The organism is Embleya sp. NPDC056575, from assembly GCF_042793325.1.
Classification (GTDB): domain Bacteria; phylum Actinomycetota; class Actinomycetes; order Streptomycetales; family Streptomycetaceae; genus Embleya.
The window spans coordinates 1-18,775 of record NZ_JBHTVA010000052.1; the positions used below are offsets into that span (position 1 = coordinate 1).

At 70.5% G+C, this 18,775-nt stretch carries 14 protein-coding genes and 2 pseudogenes; 5 read left to right on the forward strand and 11 right to left on the reverse strand.

The features are described from left to right. Positions 1–95: 95 nt before the first annotated feature. Positions 96–770 (forward strand): annotated as a pseudogene (locus ACFRCG_RS33335) (transposase); the annotation flags it as partial. Positions 771–863: 93 nt separating this feature from the next. On the opposite strand, the gene ACFRCG_RS33340 reads toward ACFRCG_RS33335, so the two are convergent. Continuing rightward, positions 864–1,970: an epoxide hydrolase family protein gene (locus ACFRCG_RS33340; RefSeq protein ID WP_380038403.1), complete on the reverse strand. Its 1,107-nt coding sequence runs from the start codon at positions 1,968–1,970 to the stop codon at positions 864–866. Between the two features lie 142 nt (positions 1,971–2,112). Here ACFRCG_RS33340 and ACFRCG_RS33345 point away from each other — a divergent pair, with 142 nt between their 5' ends. Next, positions 2,113–2,595, forward strand: coding sequence for a MarR family winged helix-turn-helix transcriptional regulator (locus ACFRCG_RS33345; protein ID WP_380038405.1), 483 nt, complete (start codon positions 2,113–2,115; stop codon positions 2,593–2,595). 15 nt (positions 2,596–2,610) lie between these two features. Here the strand turns inward: ACFRCG_RS33345 and ACFRCG_RS33350 are convergent. Then, positions 2,611–3,482: pseudogene (locus ACFRCG_RS33350) on the reverse strand (IS5 family transposase). Between the two features lie 473 nt (positions 3,483–3,955). Between ACFRCG_RS33350 and ACFRCG_RS33355 the strand changes: the two are divergent. Continuing rightward, the gene (locus tag ACFRCG_RS33355) at positions 3,956–4,825 is read left to right on the forward strand and encodes an IS5 family transposase (RefSeq protein WP_380038407.1); all 870 of its coding nucleotides are present in this window, start codon (positions 3,956–3,958) and stop codon (positions 4,823–4,825) included. Positions 4,826–4,859: 34 nt separating this feature from the next. Here ACFRCG_RS33355 and ACFRCG_RS33360 read toward each other — a convergent pair whose 3' ends face one another. Both ACFRCG_RS33360 and ACFRCG_RS33365 read right to left on the reverse strand, forming a co-directional pair. Beyond that, positions 4,860–5,879 carry a transposase gene (locus ACFRCG_RS33360; RefSeq protein WP_380038409.1) on the reverse strand — a complete coding sequence of 340 codons (1,020 nt, stop codon included), beginning with the start codon at positions 5,877–5,879 and terminating at the stop codon, positions 4,860–4,862. 193 nt (positions 5,880–6,072) lie between these two features. After that, positions 6,073–6,444, reverse strand: a complete 372-nt coding sequence (locus ACFRCG_RS33365; RefSeq protein WP_380038411.1) for a transposase — start codon at positions 6,442–6,444, stop codon at positions 6,073–6,075. Positions 6,445–6,537: 93 nt separating this feature from the next. Between ACFRCG_RS33365 and ACFRCG_RS33370 the strand changes: the two genes are divergently transcribed. Beyond that, positions 6,538–7,368, forward strand: coding sequence for a leucine-rich repeat domain-containing protein (locus ACFRCG_RS33370; protein WP_380038413.1), 831 nt, complete (start codon positions 6,538–6,540; stop codon positions 7,366–7,368). Between the two features lie 437 nt (positions 7,369–7,805). Here the strand turns inward: ACFRCG_RS33370 and ACFRCG_RS33375 are convergent, their stop codons facing one another. From ACFRCG_RS33375 to ACFRCG_RS33395, 5 genes are all read right to left on the reverse strand, one after another. Continuing rightward, positions 7,806–10,781 carry a tetratricopeptide repeat protein gene (locus tag ACFRCG_RS33375; protein WP_380038415.1) on the reverse strand — a complete coding sequence of 992 codons (2,976 nt, stop codon included), beginning with the start codon at positions 10,779–10,781 and terminating at the stop codon, positions 7,806–7,808. Then, positions 10,778–11,218: a hypothetical protein gene (locus ACFRCG_RS33380; RefSeq protein WP_380038417.1), complete on the reverse strand. Its 441-nt coding sequence runs from the start codon at positions 11,216–11,218 to the stop codon at positions 10,778–10,780. The genes ACFRCG_RS33375 and ACFRCG_RS33380 overlap by 4 nt, the downstream gene beginning before the upstream one ends. A gap of 1,594 nt (positions 11,219–12,812) precedes the next feature. Next, the gene (locus ACFRCG_RS33385; RefSeq protein ID WP_380038419.1) at positions 12,813–13,391 is read right to left on the reverse strand and encodes a PASTA domain-containing protein; all 579 of its coding nucleotides are present in this window, start codon (positions 13,389–13,391) and stop codon (positions 12,813–12,815) included. Beyond that, entirely contained in the window at positions 13,388–13,936 is a 549-nt protein-coding gene (locus ACFRCG_RS33390; RefSeq protein ID WP_380002039.1) for a SigE family RNA polymerase sigma factor, read from the reverse strand. Before ACFRCG_RS33390 ends, ACFRCG_RS33385 begins: the two co-directional genes overlap by 4 nt. Positions 13,937–15,296: 1,360 nt before the next feature. Continuing rightward, positions 15,297–15,773 (reverse strand): hypothetical protein, encoded by a 477-nt coding sequence (locus tag ACFRCG_RS33395; RefSeq protein ID WP_380038539.1) that lies wholly within the window; start codon positions 15,771–15,773, stop codon positions 15,297–15,299. On the opposite strand from ACFRCG_RS33395, the gene ACFRCG_RS33400 reads away from it, so the two are divergent. After that, on the forward strand, positions 15,668–16,315 hold the full coding sequence (locus ACFRCG_RS33400) for a transposase (protein WP_380038421.1): 648 nt from the start codon (positions 15,668–15,670) through the stop codon (positions 16,313–16,315). The two genes, ACFRCG_RS33395 and ACFRCG_RS33400, sit on opposite strands and share 106 nt — an antisense overlap. 131 nt (positions 16,316–16,446) lie before the next feature. On the opposite strand, the gene ACFRCG_RS33405 is transcribed toward ACFRCG_RS33400, so the two are convergent. Beyond that, positions 16,447–17,514 (reverse strand): tetratricopeptide repeat protein, encoded by a 1,068-nt coding sequence (locus tag ACFRCG_RS33405; protein ID WP_380038535.1) that lies wholly within the window; start codon positions 17,512–17,514, stop codon positions 16,447–16,449. Further along, positions 17,403–18,611 carry an AAA family ATPase gene (locus ACFRCG_RS33410; RefSeq protein WP_380038423.1) on the reverse strand — a complete coding sequence of 403 codons (1,209 nt, stop codon included), beginning with the start codon at positions 18,609–18,611 and terminating at the stop codon, positions 17,403–17,405. The genes ACFRCG_RS33405 and ACFRCG_RS33410 overlap by 112 nt, the downstream gene beginning before the upstream one ends. Positions 18,612–18,775 lie beyond the last annotated feature (164 nt).

The following is an 18,775-nucleotide window of genomic DNA, read 5'->3' on the forward strand; positions in this document are numbered from 1 at the left end:
CATTCGGCATTCGTCAGATCACCTCGACCCACCACACCACACAGCCTGGACCACAAACCACGACCGCGTCAGAAGATCCAAGAAACAGAACCTAGGGGCAGAACGCGCTGTTCCGGGCGGGGTTGACGGAACGCGGGCTCGACCACGTGGTCGCGATCCGCGGCGACGCCGTCGTCCACCCCGCCTCCGCGATCCCCGCGGCGCTCGCGTGGACGGGGACGGGCCGCCCGTCGGTGGCGCGGTATCGCGAGGCGGCCGTGAGCGTGGCCGCGCTCGCCGCGGCGCGCGGCCGTGACGCCTTCGCCGACGTCACCTGGCGCCGCGGCTCGCGCGGTCCGATGCGCTCGCGGTTCCTGCGGCTGCGGGTGCGACCGGCAGGGAAGACGGTGGGCCGCCTCGCCCGCGAGGCGGCCGCGGCGGAGGGCCGGGCGTGGGACGGCGTCCTGTCCGATGCGGGCCTGTTGGTCCAGTGGCCCGAAGGGGAAGAACACCCCACCGATTACTGGCTGTTCGACCTGCCGCAGGAGACGTCGACGGCGGAGGTGGCGCGGTTGGCGAAGATCCGGTGGCGGATCGACCACGACTACCGCGAGATGAAACACGGCCTGGGACTGGACCACTTCGAGGGCCGATCCTGGACCGGATGGCACCACCACGTCACCCTGGTCACCACCGCCCACGCCTTCCTGACGGAACAACGGCTCTCCCCAAAAGCACCCACGAGGGCCTCACGCTCTACCAGGTCGTCGACGCGATCCAATCCCTCCTGAACTGCTGGACCGGAACCTGCACCACCTGCCACCGACCACTTCCCACCAACACCCGAAGACACCCAAAACCCATCCAGACCTAACGAAGTCCTACTAGCGGGTGGCGACCCGGTAGTCGTACTTGCCGTGGGTCAGGAAGAAGTCCCGGACGTCCTCGGCGAGTAGCTCCGGAACCTCCATCGCGGCGAAGTGGCCGCCGCGCTCGAACTCCGACCAGTGCCTGATGTCGTACAGTCGCTCGGCCAGCGGTCGCACCGACTGCGTGATGTCGTGCGCGAACACTGCCACGCCCACCGGTACCGGGCACGGCTCGATCCGCCGCGGGGCCTCGCGGTGCAGCCGCGCCGAGGAAGCCGCGGTGGCGGTCAGCCAGTACAGGGAGATGTCGGTGAGCATCCGCTCGTCACTGATCGCCGAGCGAGGGTCCGTCCACTGTGCGAAGCGCTCGGCGATCCAGGCCAGCTGGCCGACCGGCGAGTCGGTCAGCGCGTAGCCGATGGTCTGCGGGGTGCTGGCCTGCAGAGCCTGGTACGGCGGACGATTCGCCATCAGATGCCGGACCTTGTCCAGTCGCGCCTCATCCGTTTCGGACAGTTCGATGTCGGCGTCCGCGAGCGGCCGGGTCGGCAGGTAGTTGACGTGTACCCCGACGACCTGCTCGGGTGCCACCGCGCCGAGCGTTGTCGAGATGCCCGAGCCGAAGTCGCCACCCTGCGCGCCATAGCACTCGTACCCGAGACGGCGCATCAGCTCGGCCCAGGCCCGCGCGACCCGGACCATGTCCCAGCCGCGTTCGTGGGTCGGCCCGGAGAATCCGTAGCCCGGGATGGACGGAATCACCAGGTGGAAGTCGCGGGACAGCGGTTCGATCACGTCGAGGAACTCCAGGAACGAACCGGGCCATCCGTGAGTGAGGATCAGCGCGAGCGCGTCCGATTTCGAAGACCGGACGTGGACGAAGTGGATGTTCTGGCCGTCGATCTCGGTGGTGAAGTGCGGAAGCTCGTTGAGCTTGGCCTCGTGCTCGCGCCAGTCATAGCCGGTGCGCCAGTATTCGGCCAGTTCCTTGAGCCGCGCCAGGGGGAAGCCGTAGTCCCACCCGGCGTCGGCGACCTCGTTGGGCCAACGGGTGCGGGAGAGCCGGTCGGTCAGGTCGTCGAGGTCGGCCTGGGGGATGTCGATGCGGAACGGCTTGATCATGGGCTCAACTCCGGTGGCTCTATTAGGCGTCCGAATGTTCGAGCGACCAACGCTTGGCATACCAAATCGTTCGTCACACTAACGCTCCTGTCGTCGGTGACGATAGTTTGTTAGTTGGACTAACGCAACGTACGATCGCGGCATGAGCGACAGCACGCCCGACACGGCGAGCGCGACCGACCGCCCGGCCACTGCCGCACGGCTGCGGAATCTGGGGACCCGGCTTCTGTCACTGGCCGCGATCCAGTCGGATCGCCTGGTGAACGAGGAGTTGGGGCGCACGGGCACCCGCAAGTGGCATTACGCGGCGCTCGCCACACTGGACGAGTTCGGACCCGCCAGCCAGGCGGAACTGAGTCGCCGCACGGGGATCTATCGCAGCGACATGGTCGCGGTCGTCAACGAACTGGCCGATCGAGGGCTGGTGGAACGCTCGCCCAACCCTGCCGATCGCCGGCAGAACATCATCGCGGTCACCAAGCAGGGGCGCCGAAAACTACTGAAGCTGGATAAACTGCTTGCCGAGGTGGAAAACAATGTGCTTGCCCCACTGACCCCGCAGGAACGCGAGCAGTTGGCCCGGCTCCTCGCCGCCCTTGTGGATCATCATGGCCAGAACATGTGAACAAGCCGCACGCCCTCAAGAGGACGTCTCGCTCGCTTGAGTGATAGTCCAGGGATTGTGCCAGGTTATGGTGCTTTCGCTGGTTGCTCGCTTCGCGAGATTGGAAATCATGGCGAGGCGGATCATGCTCTCGGAGTGCTCGGGCCTGGTCTCGTAGTCGCGGGCCAGTCGGCGATGCGGCATGATCCAGCCGAAGCCGCGCTCGACGATCCACCTCCGCGGGACGACCGAGAAGCCCTTGACCTGTGTGTTTCTCGGTACGAGGTCGACGTCGATGCCAAGCTTCGCTCCGTGTTCGATGGCCTGGGTCTTGTAGCCGGTGTCGACCCAGACCTTGGTGATCGTGGGGTGGGCGGTGGCGAGTTGCGTGAGGAACTGCTTTCCGGCGTCGTTGTCCGAGACGCCGGCGGCGGTGACCGTGACGAGCAGGAGAAGGCCGAGGGTGTCGACGACGATGCTGCGCTTGCGGCCGACGATCTTCTTCGCCGCGTCGACGCCCTGGGTCGCGCTGGGGGCGGTCTTGATGCTCTGCGCGTCGATCACGCAGGCGGTCGGCTCGGCCGACCGGCCTTCCTTCTCGCGGACCAGGCGGTGGAGTCGGGCTCCGAGCCGCTCGATCGTGCCGTCCGCCGTGTCCATGCGCTGAAGTGGGCGAACACGGTGGTGTGGGGCGGGAAGTCGTGCGGAAGGTAGCGCCAGGCGATCCCGGTCCGGTTCACGTACAGGATCGCGTTCATGACCTCCCGCAGGTCGGAGACCCTGCCGCCGAGGCCGAGCGAGATCTTCTGCCGTTCGGTCCGCCACGCGGTCAGGACCGGCTCCACCAGTGCCCGGCGGGCGTCGGACAGATCACTCGGATAGGCCTTGCGCTGCGGCGGGTTCGCCATAACTCCGCTGGTACATAAGGGAGTTGAAGTCTGCCATCGCTCGTCCGAGTGAACCGCCACGGACAATCCGCGACGTTTTCGAGCCGGACAGGAGTTTTCGGCGCAAGACATGATGGATTGCGGTGCCCGTGGCGCCCGGGCAGCCCTTACCTATCGGGTGAAAGCCGCATCTGCGGAGCCTTCAGGCGAGCGGCAAAACCACCCAAACCTGCACGTAAACGACACGAACGTCCTCTGAGAGGTCGTTTTCACCTTGAATGCTTGGTTATCTGGTGATTCCAAGGATGCGTCAAGATGGTGCGGATGGTGCTTCCGCCAGGTAGCGGGGCTTGTGAGGTGAGTGATGTCAGGGGTGGGACGGCATGCGTCCTGTACCTGTCTCATCCCGGGGCGCCCCGATTGTGCGCTGTGTGCTCCCGACACCACCGATGCGCGCCTGGGCGTACGGCGTCGGCGGCGGTACGTGTGAATGTGTGACTGCGCGACGTCCGTATCCGAGTGATCTGTCCGATGCCCGTTGGAAGTTGGTCGAGCCGGTGTTGGCGGCCTGGCGCTTCGAGCGCCGCGGCCGGGCACTGGAATTCGGCCGCCCGCCCCGGCACGAACTGCGCGAGATCCTGGACGCGATCCTGTACGTGGACCGCACCGGGGTCCAGTGGCGCTACCTGCCGCACGACTTCCCGCCCTGGCCCACGGTCTACGGCTACTTCGCCAAATGGGAGAAGCACGGTGTGTTCGTCCAACTCAACGGCCTGCCAAGGGAGTTGGTCCGACAAGGCGCAGGACGCGATGCGGAGCCGTCGGCCTGCGTGATCGACGCACAGAGCGTCAAGACCTCCACCAACGTCCCTGCCGCCGAACAGGGCGTCGACGCCGCGAAGCGGATCGTGGGCAGGAAGCGCAGCATCGTCACCGACACGCTCGGCCTCCTGCTCGCGGTATTGGTCACCGGGGCCGGCGTGCAGGACTCGGTTGCCGGCGCCCGACTGCTCGACCGGGTCGCCGCGACCCATCCCACGATCCGCAAGACCCGGGTCGACGGCGGCTACCGTCAACACCTCGTCGAACATGCCGCCCTGCTCGGCATCGACATGGAAATCTCCGCACGCACCCCCGGGACCAGGGGATTCACCCCGATACCCAAGCGCTGGGCGGTGGAGCGCACCTACGGATGGCTCATGCTCCACCGCCGACTGACCCGCGACTACGAGGCCCTGCCCGCCCGCTCCGAAGCCATGATCCATATCGCCATGACCGACCTCATGGCCCGCCGTCTCACCGGCGAGACCACCATCTCCTGGCGCGATCCGACACAACGGGATGAACACCGTATTCAGGGTTAAAACAACAGGAGAAAACGACCTCTAAGACCGTGTCTCACGTGGTGAGTCGTCGGTAGGCGATGCCCGCGCATGCGATGGCGGCGAACGCAAGGAAGTGGTCGGCTTTGCGTTCGTAGCAGCGGGCGGGGCGGCGGTAGTTGCCGAGCCAGGCCATGGTGCGTTCGGCGACCCAGCGGTGTCGGCCGAGGCGTTCGCTGCTGTCGCTGCCGCGGCGGGGGATGCGGGCGGTGATCCGTCGCTCGTGCAGGAATCTTCGGATGAACCGGTGGTCGTAGGCCTTGTCGCCGTGGAGCTTGCCGGGCAGGCGGCGGCGAGGTCCTCGGCGGGAACGGGTCGGGGCGATGCCGTCGGCGAGGTTGGTTTCGTGCCGCTCACGGTCCCCGCGTCGTTCGACGTTCTCCCTCACGTGCCTCCACGGGTGGACGTCGAACGAGGCGTTCACGTGGGCGCGGTGGATCCACGGGATCTCGGTCAACTCGCCGGGCAGGCGCACCCATACCTGGCGGCCGTCGTGGGGGTTGTGGTGGACCTCCCATTTCCCGCCTCGGGCGACGATTCCGGAGGACTGCCCGCGAAGCGGGCCCGGCACCTCGTGGTCGTACGTGCGGTGGTCGATGCGGATCCCGCGTTCGCCGACCGTTTGCCACCGCAGCGGCAGCGACTCGAGGTAGTCCTTGCCGCTCAGCGGTACCGGCACGTACCCGCAGGTCGCGACCGGCGCGGCCCACATCCGGTTCGGCGCCGGCGCGACCCTTGGCATTACCGGATGCCGCAGCCTCTCGTGAGGGCGATGGTGCCGGTGCACGACCCATTCGTCGAGCAGGCCCTGCAACCGGGCGACACTGAAGTACGCGTCGCGTTCGGCGTTCCTGCCGCATCGGCCGGCGTCGGAGCGTATTCCGGAAGGTGTCGGCAGAACGGGGAGTTGATCGATCCGAAGGCGCGCTCCACGATGCCCTTGGCCGTCGTACGGCGGGGCGGGCTGCACGCCGATCCCGAGCGTCTCGCACGCGGCGGTGAACGCCCTCGACAGGAAGACCTTTCCGCGATCCACGACGATGGTCTCCGGTACGACGACCGGCCGGGGCGGCGCCCCCGAGGTGTTCGTCCAACGTCATCGGCCGATCGCGGGCGAACGACCGGGCGCGGGCGAAGCGCAACACGTCGGGTCCTGTCGGCCGGGCGGGATGGGGGACGGCCGTCTTTGCGGGCGACAGCGCCGCGTCCACCGCCCTGGTCTCGCCCGGTTACGGCACCGCCGCCGGGATTGCCCTGGCCCACCGTTCCGTTTCCTTGACACTTCGGCTGTCCACGATCCCGGAGCCTGAGGTCGGATCACGGGCCCGACCGGCGCGTTCCCGCTCCCGGAGCGCGCCGGGGATCGCCCCCGATCGTCCCTCGGTCCGCCACCTGCGCCCGTAGCGGTGGACCGTCCGGTACGGCGGGAAGTCGTGCCGAGGCAGGCGCCGTGCGCAGCAGGCCCGAAGCCGATACGAGGGCGCGTTGAGGATCTCGCGCCGGGGATGCCCGGTCGATCTCCCGGCCTCGGCGGCGGCACGAGAGGGGCGAGGACCTCCCCTTCCACGTCGGACGGCGCGCGGCCCGACCATGATCCGCATCCCCCGAGACAGGCGACCACCGACTCGGCTTCCCTGAACGACCCTTCCGGACCCCCTCTACGTCTCGCCGGCCGTGACGTCTACTGTGAGCCGATGAGTGAGGACTCGAGGCCGCAGGTGTTTCCCAACCGGTGGGCCGATGCCACCGGGCCCGGCGATCAGGGTCCGGCGCGCGAGAGATGCGGGTGTATCGAATACGCCTCCCGGACACAGTCGCCGACCCGTTTCCATCCCGAACGTCAGGACACCACCGCACCGGGATGGATCCGCCTTCTCGAACTGATCGAAGAGGCCGCGGCCGACGGACGGGAGGTCTTCAAGCCGCTGGTGGAACTCACCGCGGAGCAGCGGCGCCAGGTCGTTACGCTCCCGGCGACCATCGCCGAACTCACCTCGGTGAAACACCTCGTGCTGTACGGCAGCAACCTGGTGCGTATCCCGCCCGAGATCGGTGCGATGACGAGCCTCGAGGAGTTCACCCCGTACACTTCGTACCGCCTGCACTGGTTCCCGTACGAGATCACCCGGTGCCTCAATCTTCGGCGCAGCACGGTCAGCTCCCGTGCCGTCTACGGCAACTACAAGCAGCGGCCGCCGTTTCCGCCGCTCCGGGCCGCGGCAACCGATGATCGGGCCGCGGACCTCGACGACGTCGACCCCGGGGTGTGGGGCGCCACCTCGATCCGCACGTGCAGCGTCTGCGACGAGCGTGTCCACGGTGCGAACCTGCGCCAGGTGTGGATCTCATTGTGGACATCCGGCGCCGACGTGCTGCCCTTGCTGGTCAACGCCTGTTCGACGGCCTGCGTCGATGCGCTGCCCGCACCGACCGAGGGCTACGTCCCGACGCCGCACACCGGCGGGCCGGACATCGGCCAGCCGCCGGCAAGTTTCTCCCCACCCCGGCTGAAGCGTAGCGAATAGCGTCCGGTCGTCGGCGCCGCCGGCGACGTGCTCGATCCCCTCCGCACTCGCATGTGTGCTCGCTGCCGTCAAACCACCCGTGCCACAGGACGTGGAAGATGCGGGGAAGAACTTCGAGCGGGTCGCCGACCACCTCGATGCCTTCGATCGGTGGCCGTTCTCGTGTGAACGCCTCGAGCGCCGAGGCCATCAGCCCGGGGCGACCCCTGTTGCGGGGATGTCGATACCCGACCAGCCACCGCAGGTTCGCCGCCGACACCCGATCCGGCGGCCCCAACTGCCGACAGACCCAGCCGACCCGCGTACACGCGTGCGCTTGGGCCGTGGCCCGTCCGGCACCGCCACCGCCGCCACCCCGGCCCCGGCCGAGCCGGCGGTGTCGATCATCCCGGGCGGGGTCAACCCGAGCGCAAGCAGCTGTTCGCGCTGCGCCGTGTTCAGCCCGTCCCACCCGGACCGCTGCCGGGCGACCCACCACCCGCGATCCCCGCCCTGCGGTGAACGACGTCCAGGCCCACGTCGTCCAACTGCCCGCCCTCGCCCCGCTCGGCCCGCTCGCGCAGGTACTCGGCCGCGTGGGTCGGGTGCCGCTGCCACGCCACCGGCGAATGCGGCGGATGCCACGACTCACCCTCCACCAACGCGTCCAGCGCCGCGCTGCGCTCGGTGTAGAGGCGGTCGGGGTGCGCCGCCGTATCCCTACCGGAGCCGGACGTTGTCAGTCGCCGGGGGGTTCGTCGCTGAGCCGTCGGCGGATTTCTCGGGCTTCCTCGGAGCGACCGAGTCCGTCGAGCAAGGCCGCCCGAGTCTCCTGTGCGGTCTGCAGACGCTCGGCGAACACCCCGGGTGCCTCCAGGACCAAGCGATGGAGGATCCGGGTGGCTTCTTCGATCGCGGCCAGGTCTTCGTCCTGCCGACCTACCGCACCGTAGTCGATCGCCAGGTTGTGCAACGACATGGCGAGGTTGGGTTCGTGGGCGGCGGGATGGGCCGCGGCCAGGGGGGCGCCGGATGGTGACGGATTGTTCGATTGCGGCCAGGCCTTCCGCCCAACGACCCACTGCCCAGAGTTGGGCCGCCAGGTTGTGCAACGAGTCGGCGAGATCCGGTTCGTGTGCGGCGGGATTGGCTGTTGCGAGGTGGCGGTGGATTTCGACGGTTTCTTCGATTGCGGCCAGGCCCTCGGCGCGCCGACCCATTTCCCCGAGTCGGATCGACAATTCGTTCAAAGACATGGCGAGGCCCGATTCGAACGCGGTGGGGTTGGCTGCGGCGAGGCGGCGGTAGAGCTCGACGGCTTCCTCGCTCGCGGCCAGGCCTTCGGATAACCGGCCCGCGTACCCGAAATGGTTCGACAGGTTGTTCAACGAGGTGGCGAGGTTCGGTTCGTGGGCGGTGGGGTTGGCTGTTGCGAGGCGGCGGTAGACCTCGACGGCCTCCTCGCTCGCGATCAGGCCTTCGGCCAGCCGACCCACGTCCGCGAGTCGGACCGCCAGGTTGTTCAACGAGCCGGCGAGGTCCGGTTCGTACGCGGCCGGATCGGACTGCGCCAGGCGACGCCAGATGTCGAGTGCGTGTCGGTCGGCGGTGAGGGCCTGGTGGTGGAGTCCGGCGTTTGCGTAGCGGTTGGCGAGGACGCCGTGGAGGCGGGCCTGGCGGGTGGGGTCGGTGGTGGTGGTGAGGCGGTGGGGGGTCAGGCGTGCGGTGAGGGCGGCGATGCCGGGGTCGAGGTCGGTGTGCCGGCCCTCGGGCAGCCGGGCATCGATGGCCTCCGGAACCTCCACCGGCAGACCCTCGAGGGCTGCGAGAGCGGTGAGGGTGGCGCCGCCGGCGTGGAGGGCGAGGGTGGGACGGGCGGTGAGCAGAGGTGCGAGTTGGGTGGGGACGAGGTGGGGCCAGCGGGCGGCGGCGGCGACCAGCACGGTGAGGGCGGTACGGGCCCGACCGGCGGCCCACGCCGTGATGTCCGTCGCGGGGACCGCGGTGGTGCCGGTGTGCGCGTCGGGGGTGGGGTGGAGCAGGCGTGTGGGTGCGGTGGTGGTCCAGGGGTCGGGGGTGGCGTGGGCCAGGTGGTGTCCGGGGGTGGTCAGCGCGAGGAAGTCCTCGGCGAGGCGGTCGGGGTACAGCGCTTCCAGGACGGTGCCCGCGTGGGGGTCGGTGGGTGGATACGGGACGGCGTGGTCGGTCAGCGCGCGGTCGACGGTCTCGCCGGTGCACGCGCCGATCGCGACGAGCGCGGCGTGACCGTCGTCGTACGCCAACGCGCCGGCCAGCGCGGCGGTGTATGCCGTGTGGGCGAGCGTCTCGGCGGGGACGGTGACGCGCCCGTTGGCGTGCAGGCGCCGCCAGTGGTCGCGTTCACGGTCCAGGAGGTAGCCGGAGATCCGCCCCGGCGCGTCCAGGTTCGTCGCCGTGCCGGTGCGGTGGGCGTCGACGGCGGCCACGGCGGCCATGTGCACGGCCAGCACCTGCCCGAACCGCCGAGGATCCCCCAATGCGGCGGGCGCGGGAACCCGGTGCGGGTCGGGGACGTCGGGTGCGGCGGCGAACCGCTCCCGGGCCGCGGTGAACAGTGCGTCGGGCCGGGTACCCGGATCGTCGGTCAGCGCCGGCAGCGGCAGGACGTCGGTGTCCACGTCGAGCCGGTCCAGGCGATGCGCCAGCGTCTGCCACCACAACCCGGCCGGACGCGCCACCAGGAGCACCCGCACCCGACACCCCTGCACGGCCGCGTGGGCGAGCAACGCGAGCAAGTCGTCCACCGGCCACCGCTCCGCGTAATCGACCACCAACAACACCCCTGCCGCCGCTACCCGTTCGCCGGCCGGACCCGGCCGGCGGGCGAGGTCACCGGCACCCGAGAAGACGTCCGCAGAGGTGGGGTCGGAGACGTGCCGGGCCTGCAACACCTCCCAACCACCGCCACCGGCACGGGTGTCGGCGGCGAAGCGGGCGCCCAGGCGTGTCTTGCCCTGCCCACCGGGCCCATGCACCAGCAGCACCGACACCGCTCCCGGACCGTCGCGCGACGCGGCCAACCGCGCCAACTCGCCCCGACGACCGGTGAAGCCGACGAGCGCGTAGCGGGCCTGCAGCAACCGCGCCGGTTGCGCGCGTGCCTGCGCAACCGTCGGCGCCGCGCGCTCCGTCGGGAAGGCGTCGACGCGGTACAGCGCCCGTTCCGCGCCGGTGTGCGTGGTGATGTGCACGTCCCCGGTGACGCCGGAGACCATGCTCACCGGTCCGTACACCACCGACCCCGACACCCACTGCCCCGGCCGCGCCCGCACGGTCGGCACCCGCGCGTCAGGCGCCGGTGCGCCCGCCGGCCGGGGCAGGCGCTTTCCGGGCTCGGGAACGGGCGGGGTGCCGCGGCGGGGCCACCAGCCGAACCGGCGCCTCGGGCCGGTCACGGGCCCTCGTCGATGTCGACGTCCCCGTCGGTGGCCCGTACCTGGTCGACCGGCCCGGAGACCGTACTGCCCTGTACCCGCTGCCCGTCGTCCGCCGGCGGAACGCCTCCTGCAGGCGGCGCGCCCTGCGGGGTCGGTGGCGGGATGACGGGCCCGGTGCCGCGGTGGGTGATCCGCACGTTGCCACCGGTGTCGGCGACCTGCGCGACACCCCCGCCGATCGTGCTGTCGGTCACCGACTGCCCGCCCGACGAGGCGCGTTCGCGCCACATCCCGATCACCGACACCGCCAACCCGGCCAACGTCACGAACAATCCGAGCACGCTCGCCCACTTGTCCGCCTCGTCCAGCCCCACCACCGCGAGATACACCGCCAACCCCACCAGCGCCGCACCGGCCACCACGCCGCCCACCCACGCCCATGTCTTGGCCGTCATGCCCCCATCGTCCGACCGCCGCTCCCGCCGCGGAGTCCACTCGCGGCGACGGTGACCGGCTCGTGACACCGACGCGTCCCACAGGCCGCCGGGGTTCACGTCGAGGCGACGATCGCTTGCCCGAATCCGCGTCGGGTGTGTCGTCTCAGCGGGGTTGTGCGGGTGTGGTCCTCTGACCTGGGGTGCGGCACGGATTGAGAATGTTGTTTCGTGTTTCGTGGCCTGGGGTTTCGGTGTGTGGTGTCGGGTGTGTCTTTCGGTGGGGCGTCGGTTGACCTGCGGTGCTGCAGGGTGTGAGGGGGTCGGGCAACGCGGTTGAGAATTCCCTTTGGCGTCCCCTTCCGTCGGGTGCATGTGCGAATCGGGTCCGGGTCTTCGACACGCTCGGCCGTGAGACCTCGTCGTTCTCCGTCGGGAACGCCATCGAGTATCTGCTCGTGGACGAGGCCGGCCACGCCCGGGTCGGGCACTTCGACGAGAACCCGGCCGGAACCCGCCGCCGGAGCGCCATGGAAGTCCGTGTACGGGCACGCCCGGGCAGCGGCGTCCGACATGTTCGGGGCGTAGGAGTCGAACGAACGGACCGGGGATGCGGGCGCCGTTCGACGTCCGGGCGAGCCGGCCCCTCCGGACGAAGACCCACGTCCAACACGTCCTCGTCGCCGCCGGAACCAACCTCGTCCGTCTCAGCGAATGCATACCGCCCGGCACCGTCCCGGCCCGAACTCCCAAGTTGACAGGTACGCCGCGCCAGGCTCGCCCGAGATGCGGGCGCCAACGCCCCGTTGCGGTTCGGTGGGTTCGGTTCCCGGGTTCGAGAGGACGACCGGACGCGGGGTGCGCGCAGCGGTGCCTCTTCTCAATGGCGGGTTCGGGGTGCGGTGCTCTGACCTGGGGTGCGGCACCGATCGAGAAGATCGGCCTGTGCTTGGTGACATGGGGCTTCGGTCTGTGGTGGTGGGTGTGCCTTTCGGCGATGGGTCGGTTGACCTGCGGTGTCGCAGGGTTTGGGAAGGCCGCGCAACGCGATGGGGAATTCCTTGTGGCGGGCGGTGTGTTCGCGCGTCGGAACCGTGCTCGCTGCGCCGCGTGTACCGGGTCCGAGAGGTCGGGACATCCCTGGCCGGGTGGGGGTGGGGCGGGCGGACGCCGCGACTGCTCTCGCGCCGACCCGGGTTTGCTCTGCCGGGACGCCCTGCGGACCCTGCAGTACGGGGCCGCCGTGGAGCTGAACGGTCGTGTGTGGGTGCCCACGGTCGCCGAGACCCACCTCGCCGCCGATCTGCCGGCCCGCACGGACCGCCGGCCGGACGGCGGCAGCAGCGCCGACGAGACCACCACCGAGGCGGCCCGCCTGGCCCGGCTCCACGCAGTGCGGGCCGGCCATGCCCATGCCCAGGACGCCGGCGAGCGTGTCGATCGCGGTGTTCGCCGCGCCGCGCCGATCGTCCGGGGACATCGCGGTGACCGTCGCGAACATCACGTCGTTCGCGCCGTCGAGTCCGGCGCGGGCGGCCGAGTGCCGAGTCGACGGACTGCCCGGCACCGGCCCCTGGGTCACTCGGCCGGTGCGCGGGCCGAAGGGCCCGGTCGCTCAGGTTCTGCCGGGTTTGCCCGTCGAGACCAGCAGGAGGACGGACGAGCCCGGTGTCACCGGTTCTGCGCCGCCCCGGGGGTGACTGCCGATCACCTGCCCGGCGGGAGCGTTCCAGTCCGTGTGCCGCATGATCGTGCAGCTCAGTCCGAGTCCGCGCAGCAGGCTTTCGGCCTGTTCGACCGGCATGCCGGCCAGGTCCGGCAGCGCGATGCCCGCTCCCGCGGTCTGCTCCTGCTCCTGTGTCGGAGTCGCATCGGCGCTTCCGCTCTTGGGGGTGCCGGTGGCGAGCGGGGTGCACGCCCCGTTCGCCGGTGGGGACAGGGACGGGGAGGCGCCGGGCGCGGGCGACACGGGCTCCAGCGCGAAGAACCCCACCGTGGCGCACGCCAGCACGCAGCACGCCGCAGCGGTGCCGAGGAGCGCCCGGCGGGTGCGGCTGCGGCTGACGGCTCGCTCGATCGCGGCCGCGTCGACGACCGGCGCCGTCGGCCCGTCGGCGAAGGAGGCCACCGCGGCACGCAGCTCGGCTTCGAGGCCCGGCTCGAACGGGGCCGGTCCGGACGACGTGTTCCTCACTTCGTACCTCCGAAAGCGGCCGACGGCGTGTGCGGCGCCTGGGCGCCCGATACGGAATCGCGCAGCTTGGCCAGGCCGCGGGCGAGCTGGGACCTCACCGCACTCGAAGAGATGTCCAGGACGTCGGCGACCTGCCGGGCGTCCAGATCGTGCAGGTAGTACAGGACCACCACGCTGCGCATGCCCATCGGCAGCCCGAGCAGTGCCTCGATCAGTTCCGCGCGCAGATCCACCTGCCCGAACCGGTCCCGGGGGTCGGCCGTCTCGGGCACCCCCGACAGCCCGGGGCGCTCGCCCCGGCGCGACAGCCGCCGCCAGCGGTCGTTGGCCAGGTTGACCAGCACTTTGCGCACGTACGCCTCCGGCGAGTCCGCCACCGCGACCTTCCGCCAGTGTCGGCACGCCCGCTCCAGCGTCTCCTGCACCAGATCCTCGGCCACGTGCACGTCACCGGTCAGCGCATACGCGGTGCGGAACAACGCTCCCGACCGCTGTGCGACGAACTCCGTGAATCCGTTGCCCGGACCGCTCCTGCGAAACCTCACCCGCCGACCTCCTCTCCTCGTCCCGATCACTGCCCCCATGACGGCGGAACGGGGCCGGGTGCTGCACCGAGCCGCCGGCAGTGACGTGAATCACAGCCGGGACGGAAGGGTGTCCCAGGACCTCGCGCCGCTGCCGCCCGGGGTGCGGGCGGGGCCCGGCAAAGCGGAGGGCCGCCGGGCGGGCGGCCCGCAGTCGGCCACCGATCTGCGTCCCCGCTCGCGGCGCGCACCGCACGCGCGAGTTCGTCCGGGCCGGCGGGGTAGGGCGCCCCGTCGTCGGGGTCGGCGCCCAGGATCCACCGGCCGTCGGCGACCTCGGCCGCGATCCGCTCGGCGGCCCGCGCCACCGTCGCGGTGTCGTCGGCGGACCCGTGCGACGAGATCCCGTGCCACTCCCCGGGATCCCACACGACCAGGACCTCGCCGAGGTGCACCGCGCATCCGAGCGGGCTGTCCTCGGCCCCGCCGCACGCCGCCACCCACCCCAGCAGTACCGCGTCGGTTGCTCCGTCCCGGCTGTTTTGAAAGTTCTTGTCGATTGATCATGTGTTGACCAGTGTGTTTGCAGGATCTGGGATTTTGGATCTTGGGTGCGTGGCCTGGGTTTTGCGTCTTGCTCGGCTTTGGTCTGGCTTGTGGCCTGTGGTTTTGCAGGATTTGGGACGGATGGTCGGTTCGGTTGGGAAGACCTGTGGACGGGTGGCGGGCTGTTTCGGTGGGTGAGGCCTGGGCGTCCGGTCGGCGGGTCCTGGCCGCGGTTGAGGTGAACCGGTGTCGCTGGAGTGGCGGTTCCTGTGGGGCGTCTTTCGGGTTCCTGTCGGGTTTTCCTGTCCGGTTTTCCTTACGACTTTCGGGTGGGGTTGTCGGTCTGACGTCTGAGCCTGTCGTGTGCCGAGGCACGCTGGTTGTCACATCGGCACGGTTGTTCGCGTGGATCTCTGCTCGGAGGGACACGTTTTTGGGCAGGTCGGGGAGTGGTCGGAGCGATCCGGCCGGTGACAACACGTGTGCCTTGTCGGTCGATGGTGACAAGCGGTGTGCCGATCCGGTGACAACCTGCGTGCTTCGTCGGCGGGAAATCGCAGCTCGACGCGGTCGTTGGTGACAACCAGCGTGCTTCGGCACATCCGGTGTCCTGCGTCGCCGGGCGCCTCCGCCCACACGCCCGAGGGGTGACCCCGGCGTGCGGCTCCCGGCACCGGGCCCCTGCCCCCAGGTCAGGGGCCCTCGTGCTTCCCCGCAGCGCGGATCGCAACGGTCTCGATGAGGAGGGTCCGCCGGTGTCGGAGCCTCGCGCCGGTGGACCGGTACGCCGTACGGACGGTTCAGGCGCGGGCGCGAAGTCGGTTCGGGAACACGGTCATTGCTGGAAGTAGGGATCGAGGACGGACACGATCACGACGCTGATCCCGGCCGCTCGGGGCGTGTTCGTGACGGAGTGGACGTCGAAATCGGTGATCGTGCCGGTGGTGGAACGTGCGTCGGTGGGTCGCAGCCGGGAGGAGAAGTAGGGCAACGGGTCCTGGTCCGAGAACCGCGCATGCAGGCTCACGCGGGACGGCAGAGTCGCCTCGATGGTGCACGGGTATTCGTGGACGACCTGCGTGGAGGAGGTTCGGGGGGTGGACGGCGCGGGCGCGGGACACGGGGAGGTACCCGGATCCACGAGATCGGCTCCGGGGCGGGACCAGCCGGCGGCGGTCAGGGCGTCGGCGACGATCGTTGCGTGCGTTGCCCTGGGTCCGTCGAGTACGTACGCGCGCACGATCTCGCGCTCACAGCGGACCTTGCTCCACCTCCCGCCCCCTTCGCCGAAGAACGACGGACGCTTCAACATGGCGCCGCACACGTCCGACACCGCCTCGCCACGGCGCTCGGCGCGCCCGCCCAGCGACTGTTCCAGCGCCGTGTACGCGGCCTCGACGTCGCGTACGGCCGTCCGCTGGGCCGCACCGACCTCGGGCGCACCGGCGACCCTGTCGACGTCGGGCGCATGCGGAGTCTTCGTGTTCTGCGCGCACGAGCACCGGCAACACCGGCGGCCGTGGTCGACATCTGACCCTGATGCCCCGGCCTCTGCACGAGATCCAGAGTCGGGTCCGCCGGGATCAGCAGGCCCCGGAATGGCGGCGGCGGTACGCGATGCGGGCCGGCTGTGAGGCGATCGTCTCCGAGACCGTCCGGGCCCACGGGATGCGCAACTGCCGCTACCGCGGCATTGCCAAGACCCATGTCCAACACGTTCTCGCCGCCGCTGGCACCAACATTGCCCGGCTCAGCGGATGCCTGCCACCAGGCACGATGCCCACCCGAACACCCAGAGCTCCCAGCCGTTTCCAACGACTCTGCGACGAGCTCGCGATCCCCCGGAATCACTGACCCACAGAAGATCGCCAACAGCATCCATTCGGTGGTAGCTCTCCGTGGTGGTCATGGGAGGAGGATGCGGCGGAGGCGGCGCGATCGACCGGGTCCGCCCCCGCTGCGGGTGGGCCCGGCGGTTCAGCCCGTCACGTCGCCCGCGTCCGGGCCGTCGGCCGTGTTTTGTGTTCCAGCTCCGCCGAAAACGCCGCAGCGGTCGCAGCCTCTGCGGCGCCGATCCGCCGGTAGAGCGCCACCGCCGTCCGCAGGTCCGCCAGCGCGTCGCTGCGGTCCCCGGTGGCCGCCAGCGCGCGGCCCGTGCCTTCCAGGGCCCGCGCCTCATCCACCGGGCTGCCCACCGTCCGGGCCAGTGTCAGGGCCTTGCGGAACACGGTCAACGCCTCCCCGGGTCTGGCCGACAGCGCCAGCAGCGCACCGGTGCTGTTCAACACCTCGGCCTCTCCCTGTGGATCGCCGAGTTCCCGCACCAGCACCAGCGAGCGCCGAAGGTAGTCGGCGGCGGCCTCATGGTCCCCGGTCGCGGTCCGCAATCGCCCGAGCTCCTGGAGACTGTCGGCCTGCCCGTGACGGATACCGAGGTCGGTGTACAGGGTGTGGGCGCGTTCCAGCGGATCGGTTGCCCTTGAGCAGTCCCCGGTGGCCGTTCGTACCCGCCCCAGCGCCAACAGGGTGTTGGCCTGCCCGAGGCGGTCGCCGAGGTCGGTGTACAGGGTGTGGGCGCGTTCCAGCAGATCGGCTGCCCCCGAATAGTCGCCGGTGGCCGTCCGTACCCGCCCCAGTTCCCACGCGGTGGCGGCCTGCCCTTGGCGGTTGCCGAGGTCGGTGTGGAGGGTGTGGGCGCGTTCCAGCAGATCGGCCGCCCCCGGGAAGTCCCCGATCAGGTTCCGTACCCGCCCCAGTTCCTGGAGGCTGTTGGCCTGCCCGAGGTGGTCGCCGGTCCGCTGTGCGGTGTCGGCGGCGCGCCGGTGGAGTTCGGCGGCCTCCGGCCAGGGGCCGTCCAGGCGCAGGAGCGTGGCAAGGGCGGTGGTGGTGTGGATCAGGTGGGCGGGTTTGTCGTGGGCGGCGGCGTGGTCGAGGCATGCGGTCAGATTGCGGCGTTCGGTGCGCAGCCAGGCCAGGGCCGCGTCGCGGTCGGGCAGGGTGGGCCCGGCCTCGTCGGGAGTGTGCGAGGACTGCCCGAGGCGCCGGTCGGCGATTCGGGCGGTGTGCCGGTAGTGGTCGAGGAGGCGGGTGAGGGCCTGGTCGCGGGCTCGGGGCGGGTGACGAGGGTGTGGGCGTAGGCCCGGAGCAGGTCGTGGAGCCGGTAGCGGCCGATCGCGGTGCCGGCGGGTGTGTCGGGGATGCGGGCGGGTTCGGTGATCAGGCGGGCGGTGTACAGCGCCTCCAACTCCCGCCGGGCCCGGGCGAGGGGCACCCCGGCGAGGGCGGCGGCGTACCGGTCGATTTCGGAGCCGGGGTGCAGGGCCAGCCGACGGAACATTCGGCGCAGTGCGGGGGTCAGGCCGCGGTACGACATCTCGAACGCGGCGGCCACCGCTCGGTCGCCGTCGGTGAGTTCGGCGAGCCGGTCCCGTGTCTCGGCGAACTCGCGGGCGTAGGCGGGCAGGCCCCATCCCGGGTGGGCAGCGATGCGCCCTGCGAGCAGGTCGATGGCCAGGGGGAGATGACCGCACAGGCTGACGATTTCCTCGACGGCGGCTTGGTCCGCAGCCCGCCGGGCCGGATCGGCGGCCGGAGGCCGCCGAAGGATGCGGGTGAACAACAGCGCGGCGTCGTCGGGCGGCATCACGCCCAGGTCGATGGTGTCGGTGGCGTGCAGGCCGGGCAGGCGACGGCGGCTGGTGACCAGGACCAGGCACCCGTCGGTGCCGGGGCCGGGCAGGAACGGCTCGACCTGGGCGGCGTCGGCGGCGTCGTCGAGGACGAGGAGTACCCGTCGCTTGGCGGGCGGGTCGCCTCGGGGGGCGGCGAGCTGGTCGCGCCACATCGCGGCGCGTTCCTCCAGGGTGTCGGGCACGAAGCGGGAGTCCACGCCCGTCCGGCGCAAGAGAGCGGCCAGGGCCTCGGCCGGGTCGGCCGGGCCACGATCCAGCGCGTGGGCGTGCAGCTCGATTACGTGCCGCCCGTCCGGATACCGGTCGGCGAGCAGGGCGGCGGCGTGGGCGACCAGTGCGGTCTTGCCCACTCCGGGCATCCCGTCCACCGCCCGAACCTGCACCACTCCCGCGCCGCCGAGCGTCCGGTCGGCGGCGGCCAACAGCCGGTCCAACTCCTCGCGGCGGCCGGTAAACACCGCCGCTGCCCGCCGCAGCGTCTGCGTTTGGGACGGAAGTGCGGGCTCCGATGGCGTCGGCGGCTGGACGACCTGGGTGATGTACTGGTCACGCCCGGCAGCGTAGACGCGGCCCTCGTCGAGCGATCGCCTCCAGGTGCACCTCCCGCGGCAGCAACCCGACA